General features: G+C 39.4%; 13 protein-coding genes. 2 read left to right on the top strand and 11 right to left on the bottom strand.

Annotation, left to right across the window (positions count from 1 at the left end; translation table 11 throughout):
• Positions 1-103 precede the first annotated feature (103 nt).
• Positions 104-1,438, bottom strand: coding sequence for a 23S rRNA (uracil(1939)-C(5))-methyltransferase RlmD (rlmD, locus tag AC4GME_RS03865; RefSeq protein ID WP_490378496.1), 1,335 nt, complete (start codon positions 1,436-1,438; stop codon positions 104-106).
• Between the two features lie 122 nt (positions 1,439-1,560).
• Between rlmD and barA the strand changes: the two genes are divergently transcribed.
• On the top strand, positions 1,561-4,341 hold the full coding sequence (gene barA, locus AC4GME_RS03860; protein ID WP_490378921.1) for a two-component sensor histidine kinase BarA: 2,781 nt from the start codon (positions 1,561-1,563) through the stop codon (positions 4,339-4,341).
• A gap of 23 nt (positions 4,342-4,364) precedes the next feature.
• Here the strand turns inward: barA and AC4GME_RS03855 are convergent, their stop codons facing one another.
• The 5 genes from AC4GME_RS03855 to rplU form a co-directional block, all read right to left on the bottom strand.
• A complete protein-coding gene (locus tag AC4GME_RS03855; protein ID WP_490378920.1) occupies positions 4,365-5,453 on the bottom strand; it encodes a mechanosensitive ion channel family protein in 1,089 nt (362 codons plus the stop codon).
• Between the two features lie 223 nt (positions 5,454-5,676).
• A complete protein-coding gene (locus tag AC4GME_RS03850) occupies positions 5,677-6,486 on the bottom strand; it encodes an HD-GYP domain-containing protein (protein ID WP_490378919.1) in 810 nt (269 codons plus the stop codon).
• Positions 6,487-6,825: 339 nt separating this feature from the next.
• The gene (gene cgtA, locus AC4GME_RS03845) at positions 6,826-7,998 is read right to left on the bottom strand and encodes an Obg family GTPase CgtA (protein WP_490377952.1); all 1,173 of its coding nucleotides are present in this window, start codon (positions 7,996-7,998) and stop codon (positions 6,826-6,828) included.
• Between the two features lie 172 nt (positions 7,999-8,170).
• Positions 8,171-8,428: a 50S ribosomal protein L27 gene (gene rpmA, locus AC4GME_RS03840; RefSeq protein ID WP_490377953.1), complete on the bottom strand. Its 258-nt coding sequence runs from the start codon at positions 8,426-8,428 to the stop codon at positions 8,171-8,173.
• Between the two features lie 16 nt (positions 8,429-8,444).
• Entirely contained in the window at positions 8,445-8,756 is a 312-nt protein-coding gene (gene rplU, locus AC4GME_RS03835; protein ID WP_490377954.1) for a 50S ribosomal protein L21, read from the bottom strand.
• Positions 8,757-9,112: 356 nt separating this feature from the next.
• Between rplU and ispB the strand changes: the two genes are divergently transcribed.
• A complete protein-coding gene (gene ispB, locus AC4GME_RS03830; protein WP_490377863.1) occupies positions 9,113-10,084 on the top strand; it encodes an octaprenyl diphosphate synthase in 972 nt (323 codons plus the stop codon).
• Positions 10,085-10,157: 73 nt separating this feature from the next.
• Here ispB and treC read toward each other — a convergent pair whose 3' ends face one another.
• From treC to treB (AC4GME_RS03805), 5 genes are all read right to left on the bottom strand, one after another.
• Entirely contained in the window at positions 10,158-11,840 is a 1,683-nt protein-coding gene (treC, locus tag AC4GME_RS03825; RefSeq protein WP_490377864.1) for an alpha,alpha-phosphotrehalase, read from the bottom strand.
• A 92-nt stretch (positions 11,841-11,932) separates the two neighbouring features.
• Positions 11,933-13,390 (bottom strand): PTS trehalose transporter subunit IIBC, encoded by a 1,458-nt coding sequence (gene treB / locus AC4GME_RS03820; RefSeq protein ID WP_490378918.1) that lies wholly within the window; start codon positions 13,388-13,390, stop codon positions 11,933-11,935.
• 186 nt (positions 13,391-13,576) lie between these two features.
• A complete protein-coding gene (treR, locus tag AC4GME_RS03815) occupies positions 13,577-14,527 on the bottom strand; it encodes a trehalose operon repressor TreR (RefSeq protein ID WP_490377866.1) in 951 nt (316 codons plus the stop codon).
• 321 nt (positions 14,528-14,848) lie between these two features.
• On the bottom strand, positions 14,849-15,808 hold the full coding sequence (locus AC4GME_RS03810; RefSeq protein WP_490377867.1) for a glucokinase: 960 nt from the start codon (positions 15,806-15,808) through the stop codon (positions 14,849-14,851).
• Between the two features lie 442 nt (positions 15,809-16,250).
• A complete protein-coding gene (gene treB, locus AC4GME_RS03805) occupies positions 16,251-17,705 on the bottom strand; it encodes a PTS trehalose transporter subunit IIBC (protein ID WP_490378785.1) in 1,455 nt (484 codons plus the stop codon).
• Positions 17,706-18,256: the final 551 nt, after the last annotated feature.

Here is an 18,256-nt window from a genome sequence, read left to right as displayed (position 1 = left end):
AACGGATAAGCTATCAAGACAAAAGAATTTACTTTAAGTTCAAAGAGAAAGCGCGCAGTTGACAGCTCTTACAACAGTGAAATTAAAGCAAAGAAAAAAGCAGTTATCTGACAAACAGTGCCATCGATTCCATATGCCTTGTCTGCGGAAACATATCTAATAAACCTAATTTATCTAATTTATAACCATTTTCAAGCAGTAACTGACTATCTCGTGCTAACGTCACCGGATCACAAGAGACATAAACAATATGAGATGGTTTTAGCGATGTTATAAATTTCATGCAGTCAAATGCCCCCGCACGGGCGGGATCAAGCAACACTTTATTAAATTGTTGTGTTGCCCATACCTGCTTATCTACATCATCAGCACTTAAATCCGCTTGATAAAAAGTGGCATTATGCAGATTGTTAATAGCGGCATTCTCAGTGGCACGATCCACCATTTTTTGAATACCTTCAATACCAACCACAGAGGCAACTTTTTTCGCTATCGGCAAGGTGAAATTGCCTAAACCACAAAACAGATCTAAAACAACATCATCTTTTGTTAGCGCTAGCCAATTAAGTGCCTGTGCCACCATTTTCTGGTTAACATTACTGTTTACCTGTAAAAAATCTGTGGGGCTAAAATTAAGCGAACAATCCCACTCTGTTAACTGATAACTAAGCTGATCATTTCCGCTTAAACAAACGACAGAATGTCTAGAGTCTTGTGCGAAAAAGTTTAATTTATGACACTCGGAAAACTGCTCAATCAGTTGCAGATCTCTTTTAGGTAGGGCTTTAAGATGACGTAATAAAACCACCACACCTTGATCTGCATAGATAAGCTCAATATGCCCTAAATCCATTTTACTTTTAAGCGAATTTAATAACGTTTTTAACGGTAAAATTAAACATTCTAATTCCGGAATTAAAACCGGGCATACTTTTTGTTCAATAAGATCATTACTTAATGCGCGACGAAATCCCATTTTTAGCAGCTTTAACTTTTTATCAAACTGCAAACCCAAACGCGCGGTACGACGATAAGCCCAAGCTTTACCTGTAATAGGATTTTCAAGCTGTAAAGGTGCCTGTTTCGCAAAACGTTTAAATAACGAGATTAGCCCTGCCGATTTTATTTTTATCTGCTGCTCATGGTTCAGATGCTGTAAATGGCAACCACCACACTCATTATAATGAGGGCAACTTGCTTCAATACGCAGCTCACTAGCCAGGTTGATTTTTTTAATAAAACCTTTGCTATAACGTTTTTTACTTTCTAAAATTTGAATATCAAGAGATTCACCGCTAAGTCCGCCATCAATAAAAAGCGGTTTATTTTGAAAATAAGCGATACCACGACCTTGATGATCCAACTTTTCAACTTGTACATTTTTTAAAATGCGGTTTTTTGCACTATTTGTGCGCGATGCTTTAAAGAACTGAGCCATAAGTTATTCACAGGTGAGAGAAGCTATGCCATCATAGCCTTACAATTATCAATAATACCATTGTCACACAATACGAAATAAAATCATTCATTACCTCTTATTAATTTTTAGAAATATTACCTATGACAAAATACGGACTTCGTGCTCAAGTTATTGCCTATACGATTTTACCTACCATCATTATTGGCGGGTTATTAGCGAGTTACTTCTCTTTTCATCGTTATCAGCAAGCAAATGATTATTTGATTAATCGCGCCATTAATATTACCGAGCCTTTAGCGATCGCTAGTGAATATGGCATTTTAGATGAAACAAGAACCATCTTAAGACGTCTAATAAGCGCAACACATCGTAAGAACAGCCCGATGATTAAAAGCATCGCGATTTTTGATGCAAAAAACAAACTATTTGTGACCAGTAATTACCATCGAAATTTCCAGATGTTGCGCATTAAAGATGGCCAAAAAATTCCAGAAATTACCCAAGTGACTCATTACAAAAATTCGATCATTATTCAAAGCCCAATTATCGATGAAACTAACTTTTTGGAATACCAATTAACTTTTGATCAGCCTCGACAAATTGTTGGTTATGTTGCGCTGGAGGTGAACAGTAATGAAGTTGAGTTATTACTGTATCGTGATACAGCCCTCTCCTTCTCTATTGTTTTATTAGGTATTTTAGGCAGTTTATATCTGGCTTTTAGACAAGCAAAACGGATAACAGCCCCTATTTCCGAAATGGCTTCCGTTGTTGAAAAAATTAGTCTCGGGCGCCTTAATTCCCGTGTTGAAGGGGAATATTCTGGCGAAATAGATCTTTTACAACAAGGTATTAATGAAATGGCGCTGGCAATGTCCAAGCACCATGAGGAGATGCAGGACAGTATCGACCTTGCCACCAGTGAGTTACGCGAAACATTGGATCAAATGGAAGTACAGAATATTGAGCTGGATATCACCAGAAAAGAAGCGCAGCAAGCAGCGCTGGTTAAATCTGAGTTCTTAGCCAATATGAGTCACGAATTGCGCACACCTTTAAATGGCGTAATCGGCTTTGCGAGGCAATTACTAAAAACACAGCTCACAGGCAACCAGGCCGATTACCTGCAAACCATTGAACGTTCAGCAGGTAATCTACTTAATATTATTAATGATATTCTCGATTTTTCTAAACTTGAAGCGGGAAAATTAACTCTTGAGCATATCCCATTTGATCTGCGCGACTGTATTGATGAGACCATGCACCTTCTTGCACCAAGCGCGCATGAAAAAGGGCTTGAGCTAAGTATGATGATTGACAGCGAAGTGCCACACGAGGTATTTGGTGATGCGATGCGTTTACAACAGATTCTAACCAATTTGATTGGCAATGCGATTAAATTTACACGACAGGGGAATATCGAAGTACAAATTCAGCGTATCAAAGAGATGCGCGAGGAGGATGATAAAGTCACATTAAAAATGATGATTTCAGATACCGGCATCGGCATTTCAGAGAAACAGCAAGCGCACCTGTTTGAAGCTTTTGGACAGGCTGATACCAGCATCACTCGCCAATATGGAGGCACAGGACTTGGACTTGTGATCACCCAGAAGCTGGTCAAACAGATGCATGGCAGCATTGACTTAGTATCGGTTCCAAAGCAAGGCTCAACTTTCTGGTTTACTATTGAAATAGAAAAAAATACCCGCAGCCCGCTTTCCTGCTTACCGATTGAAAGCCTGCAGCAGCAGTCTGTATTAGTTTATGAAAATAATGAGTATGCGGCACGAGCCTGCTCACAACTGCTTAACCAATGGAAAACGGAGCTGTCATTAGCAGAGACACAGCAGCAATGGGAAGGTTTGTTAAATAAACAGTATGACAATATAATCATCGGCTATAGCCATTGTGAAAACTTACAACCTCTTTTCAAACATATTGAGCAAGCTCGCCAATTTACAAACAATATAGTGGTATTGATCAACTCAAGTGATCCAAGTATTTATGAAACACTGATGGCAACGGGCATTAACCATTGCTTAAGCAAACCGATAAACCATAAAAACTTAGCCAATACGCTTATTTCAGATAAACCAGTGATCAGCGAATTAGGCCTGCAGCCACCTCAGGTAAGAAAAGATATCAATGTTATGGCCGTTGATGATAATCCTGCAAACCTAAAACTTATTTCAGCGATGTTAGCCGATAGAGTGCATCATGTAACAACATGTATTGATGGCCAACAAGCCGTTGAGCAAGCAAAAGAGCGACAATTTGATCTGATCTTTATGGATATTCAGATGCCAGTTTTAGATGGCATCAGTGCTTGTTTAGAGATCAAAGATAATATAACCAACAAAAACACACCGATAATTGCTGTCACCGCGCATGTATTACCCAGTGAAAAAGAGCAATTTTTACAGCAAGGCATGGATGATTGTTTAGCGAAGCCAATTGATGAAATCGCACTGCAACGAATTATTAATAAATGGACACAAGATAAACCCGTGCTAGAAAACATAACAACACAGGTAATAACAAACGAAAAACCAGCAGAAAGCAGTCCCTCGGCAAATAACCTCTCTTTTGATTGGCAGTTAGCCTTAAAACAGTCAGCGGGAAAAGAAGATCTCGCCAAAGAGATGCTGACCATGTTAATCAATGATTTTGCAACGATCAAAACAGAAGCAGATAAAGCGATAGCTGGCGAAATAGATAATGTTCACTTTGCACAAATCATTCATAAATTTCATGGTGGCTGCAGCTACAGTGGCGTACCTAAACTGAAAAAAATTGCAGGGCTGATTGAAAAAGAGTTAAAACGTGGAATCAGTCCCGATCTATTAGAGCCTGAGCTATTAGAACTGCTAGATGAGTTAGATAATGTGCAACAAGAAGCGCAGCTTTATTTGACCTAAAGCCGGGCTTGTTGCCATCTTACTTATTTAAGCGCTTCAATTGATGCTGAATCGATATGTAACTGGCGGGTTGGGAATGCAAACTCAGCCTGCTGCTGCTCAACAATATTAGCAACTTTTAATAATACATCTTGTTTAATCTCATGGAACAAAACCCAGTTGGTGGTTTTGGTAAAAGTATAAATAAAGAAGTCTAATGAGCTGTTATTAAAATAGTTAAAATTAACAATTAAAGTCTGTTTCTGATCGATATCAGGATGCTGCTCTAACATCTCACGCACAGCTTTAATAATGCCTTCAATCAAGTGCACATCACAGTAACGCAAACCAAAAGTTTCTTTAATACGGCGATTACTCATCCGTGAAGGATTTTCCACAACAATCTGGGTAAACAGACTATTTGGCACATACAGCGGGCGTTTATCAAAAGTGCGAATTCTAGTAACACGCCAGCCTATTGATTCCACAGTCCCTTCTATTGATTTGTCAGGACTGCGGATCCAATCCCCAACTTTAAAGGGTTTATCCATATAAACCATCAATGCGCCAAACAGGTTGGAAAGCAGATCTTTAGCTGCCATACCAACAACTAACCCCCCCATACCACCAAAAGCAAGCACCCCGGAGATACTGACCCCCAATGTTTGAATGACCGACAATGAAATAATCACCATTACCGACAGTTTCGCTAATTTAGCAACGGCTGTTACCGTAGTAGTATCTTTTTCATCATGCTCAATAAAGGTCTGCTCAGCTTTATGCACTAAACGCCAGAATGCCCAGCCAATCAGTAACAAAATGGATATTTTTTGCACCAATGGCAGATAGTTTGAGATAAGTAACTGCTCACTTTCTGCAATAACTCGCAGCGCCATAGACACACCCATCAATGCTATTAACCAATTCATTGGCCGCCAGACGGAATACCAGAGGATGTCATCCCAGTGATTATCTGTTCGCTCGATAACGATTTGTGTTTTTTTAGTAAAAGCCCGCCACATTAACTGCAAGAGCAGGGTGAGCACTAAAACAACAATAAAATTTCCCACCCAATTACCAATATGCAATGAAACCAGTAACTGCTGCAAATAAAGCTCTACTTCTTCAATCATTCTCTACCTCTTACAAAAAAGCCACGCTTTGATATTATCAAATAGTGGCTTTTTATCTGCATACAATCTGAAAATTAACGTTATTCTTTAACATAAATCACTTTTATAGCTAAGCTCACTTTCCCCCTCTAAGCGTCTTAGAAACCTGTTTTTAAAAGATAGTATAACGCCTAGCCTTACATCACCAACAATGATGCTTTTGCTACCCGAGCAAAAGTAATGGTCAACGGATTTTCGAACTTTCTTTTATCGTTGTATAGTTTTCTAAAAATAAAGTTACGACATTTGGATCAAAATGCATTCCTGACTGCTCTCTAATATGTTCCAGCACCTTTTCTTCTGGCCATGCTGATTTATATATACGAGGATGAATAAGAGCATCCCATACATCAATAACAGCGAAAAATCTTGCTGCTATTGGTATTTCATTGCCTTTTACGCCTAGAGGGTAGCCCGTACCATCCCACTTCTCATGATGGGAATATGGAATGTCTATGCTAGGCCTTAGAAAGGCAATATTAGATAAAATATCATTTGCTATTTCTGGGTGCATTTTCATTTGCAGCCACTCTTTTTCATCTAGTTTTCCGGGCTTAATTAAAATGGCATCAGGTATACCAATTTTGCCTATATCGTGAAGCATTGCTCCACGCTCGATGATCTTAAGTTCTTCTTCGTCAGTAATGCCCGACAGTTTTGCTAGCTCAATGGTCATTTTGGTCACACGTTCAGTATGATCTTTCGTTTCCCTATGACGAAGATCCATAACATGGATCCATCCGCTAATAGTTTGTTCGTAACTCTCAACTAATTTACTGTTTACTTCTTTTTTTGCATTAACATCTTTTCTAATAAGAAAGAATAAAAGCAGCCCAGTAATTACAATAAAAAACCATCCTTTAATGTTCTGTGCAAAAGTAATATATTCTTTATGCTGAAACAAATTATCTACGACTAAGTCAGAAAAAAATATCCATAACGTTCCTAGCAGCAGATATATCAATACGATTCGATAGTGTGGTTTTAGATTCATTTAACTTCCAGCGAAATATATTAGAATGCATTCTTTAATATGCACACAAAGCCTATTCAATAAAGGTTCTTTTATAAAAAAATTAATATTCTTAAGCGTACGCAGATCATGTTAAGTGTAACTGTTTGATATTAACTTTACGCTGTGGCTAGCATCGGTATTTATATGGATTATTCCAAATAAATAAGTAAAACAGTAAGGCGCAGTGTCCCCAACGAGTTAAAACAGTTCCTACAAAAGAATACCCGTAAAACAAAAAACGCTGTTTAGGGTTAACCTAAACAGCGTTTTAATAATCATAAGAGTAGTCTCTGTTTCATTACTTACAAATGAGTATTATTATTCTTTCACATAAACAGTGTTAGGGTGATCATCCCAGTCATCATCATCATCATCATCATCAGTATCAACGTAATTTTCATTAACGTCATCCATTGCTGATTCATGATAATCATCCCACTGGAATTCAACTTGTTCACGTTGCTCTTCAGCAGTGAATTCTTGCGGTAACTCTTCCAAGTAATCAACCACATTTTGACAAACGTCTTGTGTGCCTGTTTTTGAGATAGCCGCAACTTTATAAACGGGTCCATCCCACTCAAGTGCATCCTGCACTCGCTGCATAACTTCTTGTGCTTCATCTTCTAATAGAAGATCGGTTTTATTGAAGATTAACCAACGTGGTTTAGATGCCAATTTAGGACTGTGCTTAGCTAATTCATCAATAATAACCACTGCATTTTCAGCTGGATCTGAGCCATCAGCAGGCAGTAAATCCACCATATGTAACAGCACTCGACAACGCTCTAAATGGCGTAAGAAACGTGTACCAAGACCCGCTCCATCAGATGCCCCTTCAATCAAGCCTGGAATATCTGCAATCACAAAACTACGTCCATGCCCCATGCTCACCACACCTAGATTTGGAATCAAGGTGGTAAACGGGTAATCAGCTACTTTTGGTTTTGCAGCAGAAACGCTGCGGATAAAAGTAGATTTACCAGCATTAGGCAGACCTAACATCCCCACATCGGCAAGTAATAATAACTCTAAAAGCAGGTTACGTACTTCACCCGGTGTGCCATCTGTTTTTTGGCGAGGTGCACGGTTAGTACTGGTTTTAAAGCGCGCATTACCTAGACCGTGGAAACCACCTTTGGCTACCATCAGTTTTTCTCCGTCCTTGGTTAAATCACCAAGTACTTCACCAGTATCATCATCACGACAACGTGTACCAACGGGTACTTTAATGATTTTATCTGCACCACGTGAACCGGTACAGTCACGTGTCTGACCATTTTCGCCACGCTCTGCATTATAAAAACGCACAAAACGGAAATCGACGAGTGTATTTAGGTTTTCATCGGCTTCAAGATAAACATCACCACCATCACCACCATCACCGCCGTTAGGGCCACCACGAGGGATATATTTTTCTGTACGGAAGCCGATAACGCCGTTGCCACCGTCTCCAGCATCAACCTTTATTTTTGCTTCATCAACAAACTTCATTACAACCTCCAAGAAAACAATATGCCTACCTCAAATAGGCAAACCTTTAATACCAATGATTATACTCATTTCTATTGATCATAGATCACATTTTTTATGACAAATAGAAATGAATAGCTAAAAAAAAAGCCCCGCATCAGCGAGGCTTTTTCTAATTCTGAGTCGAAACTGATTATTCAGCTACGATACTAACGAATTTACGGTTTTTAGGACCTTTCTGTTCGAATTTAACTACACCAGTAGCTTTAGCGAATAGAGTATGATCTTTACCAAGACCTACGTTAGTGCCAGCGTGGAATTTAGTACCACGTTGACGAACAAGGATATTACCAGCTAGAACTGATTCGCCACCAAAACGTTTAACACCTAGGCGTTTACTTTCTGAATCGCGACCGTTATTAGTACTACCACCAGCTTTTTTATGTGCCATTTTTAATAACTCCTAATTAAGCGTTAATTGCAGTAATTTTAACTTCAGTAAACCACTGACGATGACCCGCTTGTTTACGCGAATGCTTACGACGGCGGAACTTAACGATTGTTACTTTCTTGCCACGACCGTGAGCTACTACTTCAGCAGTAACTTTACTTCCTTCAACGTATGGAACACCAACTTTAACGTCTTCTGCATTTGCTACTAAAAGAACTTTATCAAATTCTACAGTTGCACCAGCTTCAACATCTAGTTTTTCCAAACGAAGAGTTTGTTCAACAGCAACACGGTGTTGCTTGCCACCACTCTGGATAACAGCGTACATGTTTATTACTCCGTTCAGGCGTCTCGTGCTATTTCATTAGAAACTTGGCACCGAGAGCACACTTATTAATCACAATGGTGGCGGAGTCTACGGCAAATTAGAGACATTGGCAATCATATTTACTAAAAACATGACAATTATATTAACGATTAAATTCAGCTTCAAAAGACAAAAAAATGCAAGATACAAATACCATTGAATATCATAAGGTTAGCTGCGCGCACCATGCTAGTATAGCGAATGTAATAAAGAAAAATTTAGTTACACAATTTGACTGTAACAGAGTTGAGATAAAGCGAATAAACGGCAATAATAAAGCCTCTTTTTTAAGTGCTAAAATTCGGAACTTCAAGACCATGGATATAAAAAAAATTCAGCAGATATCGATAACTGAAATGCAGCAAGTTAATGCACTGATCACCGAGCAATTAAACTCTGATGTCGCATTAATTAATCAACTCGGTTTTTATATTATTAATAGTGGCGGTAAACGTATTCGTCCATTAATAACTGTCTTGGCAGCCAAAGCTCTCAATGTTCATGATACTAAAATCACTAAACTCGCTGCGATTATTGAATTTATCCATACTGCAACCCTGTTACACGATGATGTTGTAGATGAATCTGATCTGCGTCGTGGTAAAAAAACTGCAAATGCACTATTTGGTAATGCGGCTAGCGTTTTAGTTGGAGACTTCTTACATACACGCTCATTTCAGATGATGACGGAACTGCAGAACTTAAAAGTATTGAATGTTTTATCTTCTGCAACAAATGTGATTGCGGAAGGTGAAGTTTTACAGCTGATGAACTGCAACGATCCTGATACCACAGAAAAAAGTTATATGGATGTTATCTACTTTAAAACAGCCAAACTGTTTGAAGCAACAAGCCAACTGGTTGCGGTATTAGGAGAACAGTCGCAGGAAATAGAGACTGCATTGCTTAATTACGGTAAATACTTAGGCACAGCTTTCCAATTAACCGATGATGTAATGGACTACAGCTCAAACGCACAAGAAATGGGTAAAAACACCGGTGATGACTTAGCAGAAGGCAAGCCTACCCTGCCTTTGCTTTACGCAATGCAACATGGCAATGAAAAGCAAATAGCACTGATTCGAGAAGCAATCGAAAAAACCAATGGCATGGAGCACTTTGATGAGATCATGCAAGCTCTGCATGAAACAAAGGCATTAGAATACACAAAACAGCGCGCTATTGAAGAAGCAGACAAAGCAATTGATGCATTGGCTGTAATTCCTGAGAGTGAATATAAACAAGCTTTAATTAGCTTGGCACATCTGGCAGCGGATCGAAAATCTTAAATTTTAATAAACAAAGCCTTTAACACTGGAGAGGGATTAAAGGCTTTTGTTTTACGACCTACAACACGTTATATTAATGATCTTCAATCAGTAAAACACGACACTCATAAGGTCTTAGTTTTATTACCCGTTGAGGTTTATCAGTTAATAACTCAGGGTAATTACCCAGAATATATTTTCCTTGTTCGATAACTAAATTCATTGGCAGTTCATATTCAACCGGCTCGCCATAATAGTTATTAATACAGATAAGCGTTTGCTCTTCACTGCGTCGCTGATAACAAAATAGTTGAGAATGTTCTGGTGCTAAATCGGTATAATCCCCAGTAGTGATCACTTCCACTTCTTTACGGAGCTCTATTAAACGTTTGTAATAATAAAAAACTGAATTTTCATCTTCAAGCGCCTGCTGCACATTTACCTGTTTATAATTATTAGCCACCTCCAGCCAGGGGATACCTTTTGTAAAACCTCCGTGTGGCGCACTGCTCCACTGTACAGGCGATCGCGAATTGTCACGTGATTTCTGGGCAAGAATAGCCAGCACATCCTCTTCACTTTTACCTTGCTGATTAAGCATGATCTCATACATATTCGTACTTTCCAGATCGCGGTATTGTTCAATTGACGTATAGCCAGGATTGGTCATTCCAATCTCTTCACCTTGATAAACATAAGGTGTACCCTGCATCATATGAACAGAGGTTGCCAACATTTTAGCGGATTCAACACGATACTCCTGATCATTGCCTAAACGGCTAACGATGCGCGGCTGATCATGGTTACACCAGAACAGTGCAGACCATCCTTTACCGGACATGCCTTGCTGCCAATGATTAAAAATTGTTTTCAATTGTAAAAAATCAAATGGCGCCTGCGTCCATTTTTCACCATTTACATAATCGACTTTTAAATGGTGAAAATTGAACACCATAGACAGTTCTTTTGAATCCAGTGCTGAATATTGCTGACACTGTTCAAGTGTGGTGGAAGACATCTCTCCAACCGTTACTGAGCCATATTTATTAAACACAGCGTCACTTATCTCTCGCAGGTATTCATGCACACGAGGTCCGTCTGTATAAAAACGGCGCCCGTCACCTTGATAGTCATTTTGATAATCTTGCTGTTTCGAGATCAGGTTAATGACATCAAGACGGAAACCATCAACTCCTTTTTCGGCCCAGAAGCTGATGATATCTTTTACTTCGTCACGAACTTTTGGGTTTTCCCAGTTTAAATCAGCTTGTTCTTTAGCAAAAAGATGCAGGTAATATTGGTCAGTTTTCTCATCTAACTCCCATGCATTACCACCAAACTTTGACTCCCAGTTGGTCGGCGCTTGACCATTGACAGGATCTTTCCAGATATAATAATCTCGATATTCACTTTCTTTATTGCCCAGAGCAGATTGGAACCATTTATGCTCTGTTGAAGTATGATTAACCACGATATCGAGAATAATGCGGATCCCTTTTTGATGTGCCATTTCCAGCAGCAGATCAAAATCAGCCATGCAGCCGAAATCGGGATTAACATTGTAATAATCGGAAATATCATAACCATTATCAATCATTGGTGATTGATAGATTGGGGTAAGCCAAATGGCATCAATACCCAAGGTTTTAAGATAATCGAGTTTAGATATAATACCTTTAATATCTCCGGTTCCTTTATTACCGCTGTCACAAAAACTTTTAGGATAAATCTGATAAATAGTCGCTGTGCGCCACCATTCTTTCTCTATTTTATTCATATATATTAACTCTTAGGTTTCTTCGATTCATAAAACCGTTGAGTACAACTTATTACTCAACGGCTAATATCTTTTTATTGATAGTTAGTAAATTAGTTCTTAATTACAGCTTCTACCTCATCTTCAATTAACTCAACTTCCTCAAGATTACCTTTCTTATGAGCGCGTTTATAAAGTATAAGTGTTAAAACAATTGGCACTGCTACAGCGACTAACATAGCCAGTGCATACACCGCCCAATATTGCGGCTGAATCGATAATATACCCGGCAATCCACCAACACCGATCCCGTTCGCCATCACACCTGCAATACCACAAATAGCAGCTGCAAGTGCAGAGCCGATCATTGCGCATAACATAGGGAATTTATATTTCAAGTTGATACCGTACATAGCGGGCTCTGTCACGCCTAAAAACGCCGATATTGCAGCGGGTACCGAGATTTCACGTTCATTATGTTTTTTACTAATCCAGATAATACCGACAACAGCTGAAGCTTGCGCAATATTTGACAGTGCAATTAGCGGCCAGATTGGTGTTCCCCCAATATCCTGCATTAATTGCAAATCAACCGCATTGGTTGTGTGATGAATACCGGTAATAACCAATGGTGCGTAAAAGAAACCAAAAACCATCGAACCTAGCACAGCAAAATCACCTGTCATGGCAACCTTAGCGGCATAACCAACACCATTACCAATTTCACGTCCGATTGGACCAATGATCGAATGCGCCAAAACAACCGCGACCAACAAGGAAATAAAAGGCACAATAACGAGATATAAATAGGCAGGAATAATACGTTTCAAATTCGTTTCAATCATCGCCAAAGCAAGCCCGGCTAAAATAGCTGGAATAACTTGTGCCTGATAACCCACTTTTTCCATAACGAAGAAGCCAAAATCCCAAACATCTGGAATTTGCGAACCAATGCCGTAAGCATTCATCAATTGTGGTGAAACCAGCGTTATACCCAACACAATACCAAGAATCGGTGTGCCCCCCAGTTTTCTTACCGTTGCCCAACAGACACCAACAGGCAAAAAGTGGAAGATAGCTTCGCCAAGTATCCAAAGGAAAGAGTGGACCGTTGCCCAAAACTGGCTGATTTCAACCAAGGTTTTGCCATCGAACATACGGATATCACCGATAACATTTCGAAATCCGAGAATCAAACCACCCGTAATAATTGCCGGTAAAAGAGGTACAAAAATTTCCGCCATATGAGAGATGCCGCGCTCAAGCAGATTCATATTCTGTCGTGCAGCTGCTTTTGTCGCTTCTTTATCGGCCCCGCCGCCACCTGTTATCTTCGTTAACATTTTATGGACTTCATCAACTTCAGTTCCAATCACGATTTGAAACTGCCCCGCATTGGTAAAACAGCCTTTTACCATGGGAATCTTTTCAATTTCTTTAATGCTTGCTAATTCAGGATGTTCTAAGGCAAAGCGTAAGCGCGTTAAGCAATGGCTCACGCTTGCAATATTGCCCTCCCCCCCGATAAGTTCAATCAAACGTTCAACTTGTTTCTGATCAATTTTGCTCATTTCATTATCCCTTCTGTTGTGAGAGTTAATCAATGGGACCGCTCCCATAAAGGTTATAATAGCAGAAAACCTACCCATTGAAATGGGAGCGCTCCCATTTTGAGGTTAAAATCACGAAATGGGAATTGTCATACTGCTAGTAAGGTTAGAACAAAAGTGTAGATTCACCATGCTTTGCTTAATAAATTAACGGGTTATAGATGCTTTCTGTGTTAAATGTGTCACTTCATATTTACCTTGCAACTGCTGGATAAGTAAGTGAGCAGAGGTCTTACCAGCTGAATAATAACCGGGATCGATACTGAATGTATTAGGAAAAATAAATGCTAACAAATCTGTTGCTCCCACACCTGAAACCAATACATCACTGCGATTAAGCACTTGTAAACGTTTAGCAACCCCCATCGCCAAAGTATCACTGGCGCAAACAATCGCTTGAGTTTCAGCAGTCAAGACCAGATCAGTAAGCTCATAAGCGCTTTTATGACTAAGCTCCCCGGTTTGAAAGTTAGGTTTTAGATTTGCACATTTACAATATTCCAAATATGCATTAAGGCGTATTAAACCGGTCGTTTTATCTTTAGGATCTACGCCAATATAACTGATATGTTGTTTTCCTAGCTCTTGAATATGAGCCATTGCCTGTTCAATAATGCCATAATTATCATAACCAACGGATGAAACATTCTCACTATCAACAGCAATAACAACGGCTTTATGCGCTAACTTTTCAATTGCGGACAGATCACATCCAGTAAAGCCAAATAAGATCACGCCATCAACATTGCGCTTTTGAAGTACTGCTAGATGTTCATTTGTTTTTGCGGCGCTAAATTGTCCTTCCATAATCAGAGCATCATAACCGGCAGCATAAATAACTTCTAGAATACCACTTATGACTTTATTTTCAGATGCAGAATCCAGACGAGATAAAATAATTCCGACAACCTTGGCACTCCCCCCGCCCATAACTTGAGCCGACTTCGATGGCACAAAACCAGACTCTTGAATAACCCGCTTAACTTTTTCTCTAGTGGAAGCTTTTACTTTGGGATGATGAGTCAATACACGGGAAACTGTCGATTTTCCAACGCCAGCTAGCTTTGCAATATCAAGAATGGTGAGTTTTTTTGTCATAAATTTATTCGGCCTGAAGGATACTTGTTTATTATCGCTGTAAGGGGGCATATTTCCATTATTTTTATTGCCGCCATTTAATAGTACAGATCTAAAAAAGCTTATCACTTTGCAATGATAAGCACTTTTATTAATATTGATCGCCAAACATTGTCTGCATTACAAATTTTCGAACAACAAAACTCGGCCCTATAAGGTTATCCCTCACTTTTTGTAAAGAGTGAAGTGGAGGGTGAGAGCAATTATCGTCAAGATGCAGATTCCTGCATCTTGAACTGGCTTGGGTATAACCCTGCTTATAAAATCAACTTCTAATCACAATTATTTAATAGATCCTAACTCTTGACGAAGATAAACACTTGCACCCAATAATCCAGGATTATCATGAGTTATTAAAAAAGTTGGAATGGATGAAAGGTAAGCTTTAAAGCGCCCTTTCTCTTCAAAGAAACTTCTGAACTCGCTAGATTGGAAGAAATCAACAAAGCGCGGCACAATACCACCTGCGATATAAACACCACCAGTACAGGCGAGATTCAACGCAAGGTTACCTGCAAAACTCCCCATTACTTGGCAGAAAATTTCCAGACTTCTGCGCGCGATATCACAGCTACCATCTAGTGCGGCCTTAGATACATCTTTAGGTTGGTCAAAGTTAGCTTGCTGCTGAGATAAAGTACAAAGACTTTGGTATACATTAACTAAACCTTGCCCGGACAAAATTCGCTCTGCGGAAACGTGGCCGAACTGCTCTTGTAAAAAGAATAAAACATCAGCTTGTTCACGTGTATTAGGAGTAAAGCTTACATGTCCACCTTCACCATCTAAACTTATCCATTTACCCGCCGATTTAACAATATGTGAAACACCGAGCCCCGTTCCCGGACCAAATACTGCTGTTACACCATCATTTTGAGCTTCACCACCACCAATTTGTATTTTTTCTTCTTGAGAAACAAATGGCACAGCTAATGAAATTGCAGTGTAGTCATTAATCACATATAAAGATTCTAACTTTAATTTCTCTTTAAGTGCTTGCTTAGAAAACTCCCAACTTAAATTTGTCATCACGACATGATCATCTTCAACTGGACAGGCAATAGCAACACAAAGATGTTTAACTTCACCCTGCAATGTTACAAAGTATTGAACAAGTGCAGCATCAAGTGTTACAAATTCTGCACAAGCAAATTCTCTTAATTTACTTAACTCCCCGGTTTCAAGATCACAAACAGCAAGTCGGATATTTGTACCACCAACATCAGCAACAACAGATAACATTTTTTTTCCCCTAAAATAATTGAAAGTAAAGCATAAATTTCACATAACACACCCTTACCGCGTTTATTTCTGAATTTATACCCAAAGCATTTCAAGATGCAGATTCAGAGCTTCGCCGGATGCTAGAACAAGGCGTAACATGATGAGAATGGTATTCCCTTTTCAAGCGTTGCAACGCAGTACTAGCTTTCGGGCAAAACTCCGAAGGGCAAGCCGATAAACGATGTTCTTCGTTGTTAGAAGGCTTTGATTTAGAATGCTAGATCATCAACCTTCAGCCTAGAATCTCATCATTTATCGGCTGGCTGATTCCTGCATCTTAATGTGGCTTGGGTATATATCTTCACGTAGTTTGGTATATTAACTATTGGACACTATTTAATTAATAAAAAACCGTTGAGTACAACTTAATACTCAACGGTTAATTTCATTTTATTGATAATTAGTTAGTTACAGGTTGTAACTCATCATCAATTATATCAGCTTGCTCAAGCTCACCTTTTTTCTCGGCGCGCTTATGAAGTATAACTGTTAATACGATTGGCACTGCGATTGCCGCCAACATAGCCAGTGCATACACTGCCCAGTATTGTGGTTGAATCGATAAGATACCTGGTAATCCACCTACTCCGATCCCGTTCGCCATAACACCCGCCATCCCACAAATACCAGCTGCAACTGCAGAGCCGATCATTGCGCATAACATAGGGAATTTATATTTTAAGTTAATACCGTACATAGCTGGCTCAGTTACACCTAAGTAAGCAGAGATTGCTGCAGGTACTGAGATTTCACGTTCGTTATGTTTTTTACTAATCCACATGATACCAACAACAGCTGAAGCTTGTGCAATATTAGATAAGGCAATTAGCGGCCAGATTGGTGTGCCACCCATATCCTGCATTAACTGCAAATCAACCGCATTTGTCGTGTGGTGAATACCGGTAATAACCAATGGCGCATAGAAGAAACCAAAGACCATCGAACCTAACACGGCAAAATCACCCGTCATTGCAACTTTAGCGGCATAACCAACACCATTACCGATTTCACGTCCTAATGGACCGATAATCGAATGCGCTAGTACAACAGCAATAATAATTGACACAAATGGCACAATTACTAAATACAAGTATGCAGGAATAATGCGTTTAAGATTTGTTTCAATTATCGCCAATGCCAGACCAGCTAAGATAGCCGGGATAACTTGCGCCTGATAACCGACTTTCTCCATCGCGAAGAAACCAAAGTCCCAAACATCTGGCGTTCCCGAACCAATGCCGTAAGCATTCATCAATTGTGGCGAAACCAATGTAATACCCAGCACAATACCGAGAATCGGTGTACCTCCCAGTTTTTTCACTGTCGCCCAACAAACACCAACTGGCAGGAAGTGGAAGATAGCTTCACCAAGTAACCAAAGGAAAGAGTGAACCGTTGCCCAAAACTGGCTAATTTCAACCAAGGTTTTACCATCGAACATGCGGATATCACCGATAACATTTCGAAAACCTAGAATCAAACCACCCGTAATAATTGCCGGTAAAAGAGGTACAAAAATTTCCGCCATATGAGAAATACTTCGCTCAAGCAGATTCATATTTTGTCGTGCAGCCGCTTTTGTCGCTTCTTTATCGGCCCCGTCGCCACCAGTTATATTAGTTAACATTTTATGGACTTCATCAACTTCAGTTCCAATCACGATTTGAAACTGACCCGCATTGGTAAAACAGCCTTTTACCATTGGAATCTTTTCTATTTCTTTAACACTTGCTAATTCAGGATCACTTAAGGCAAAACGTAAGCGCGTTAAACAATGGCTCACACTTGCTATATTGCCTGCCCCCCCGATAAGTTCAACTAAACGTTCAACTTGTTTCTGATCAATTTTACTCATTTCATTATCCCTTCTGTTGTGAGAGTTAACCTATGGGACCGATCCCATAAGAGAAATAGTAACAGAAAACCTACTTATTAAAATGGGAGCGGTCCCATTATGTGGCTAAAATCACAAAATGATAATGTACCCACTGCGGACAAATATCAGAGTAAAAATGTAGAGCTCTCATGTTTTGAAGGATAAATCAATTGGTTGCAGGTATTTTCAGTGTTATATTTGTCACCTCTCCCTTGCAACTGCTGGATAAGTAAGTGAGCAGAGGTCTTACCAGCTCAAGGAGATTTATTTAGTCTCGCTGTAATGCGGCCAATTTCAATCATTTGCCGCTATTTGCTAGTGCAGATCAAAAAAGCCCTTATCACTTTGCAATGATAAGGGCTTTTTATTAAGCTTTGAGCAAATGATGTAATTAAACGGGTTAGGTTTTAACACATCATGCTTTATTGCTGCTAATCACTACAGTTTAGTAATGATTAGCTTCGCAAATGATTAGTTAAACGGGTTAGGTTTTAACACATCATGCTTTATTGCTGCTAATCACTACAGTT

The organism is Psychromonas sp. (genome assembly GCF_983033635.1).
Note: the sequence above shows the minus strand (reverse complement) of the source record. Positions and strands in the feature narration are given on the sequence as shown.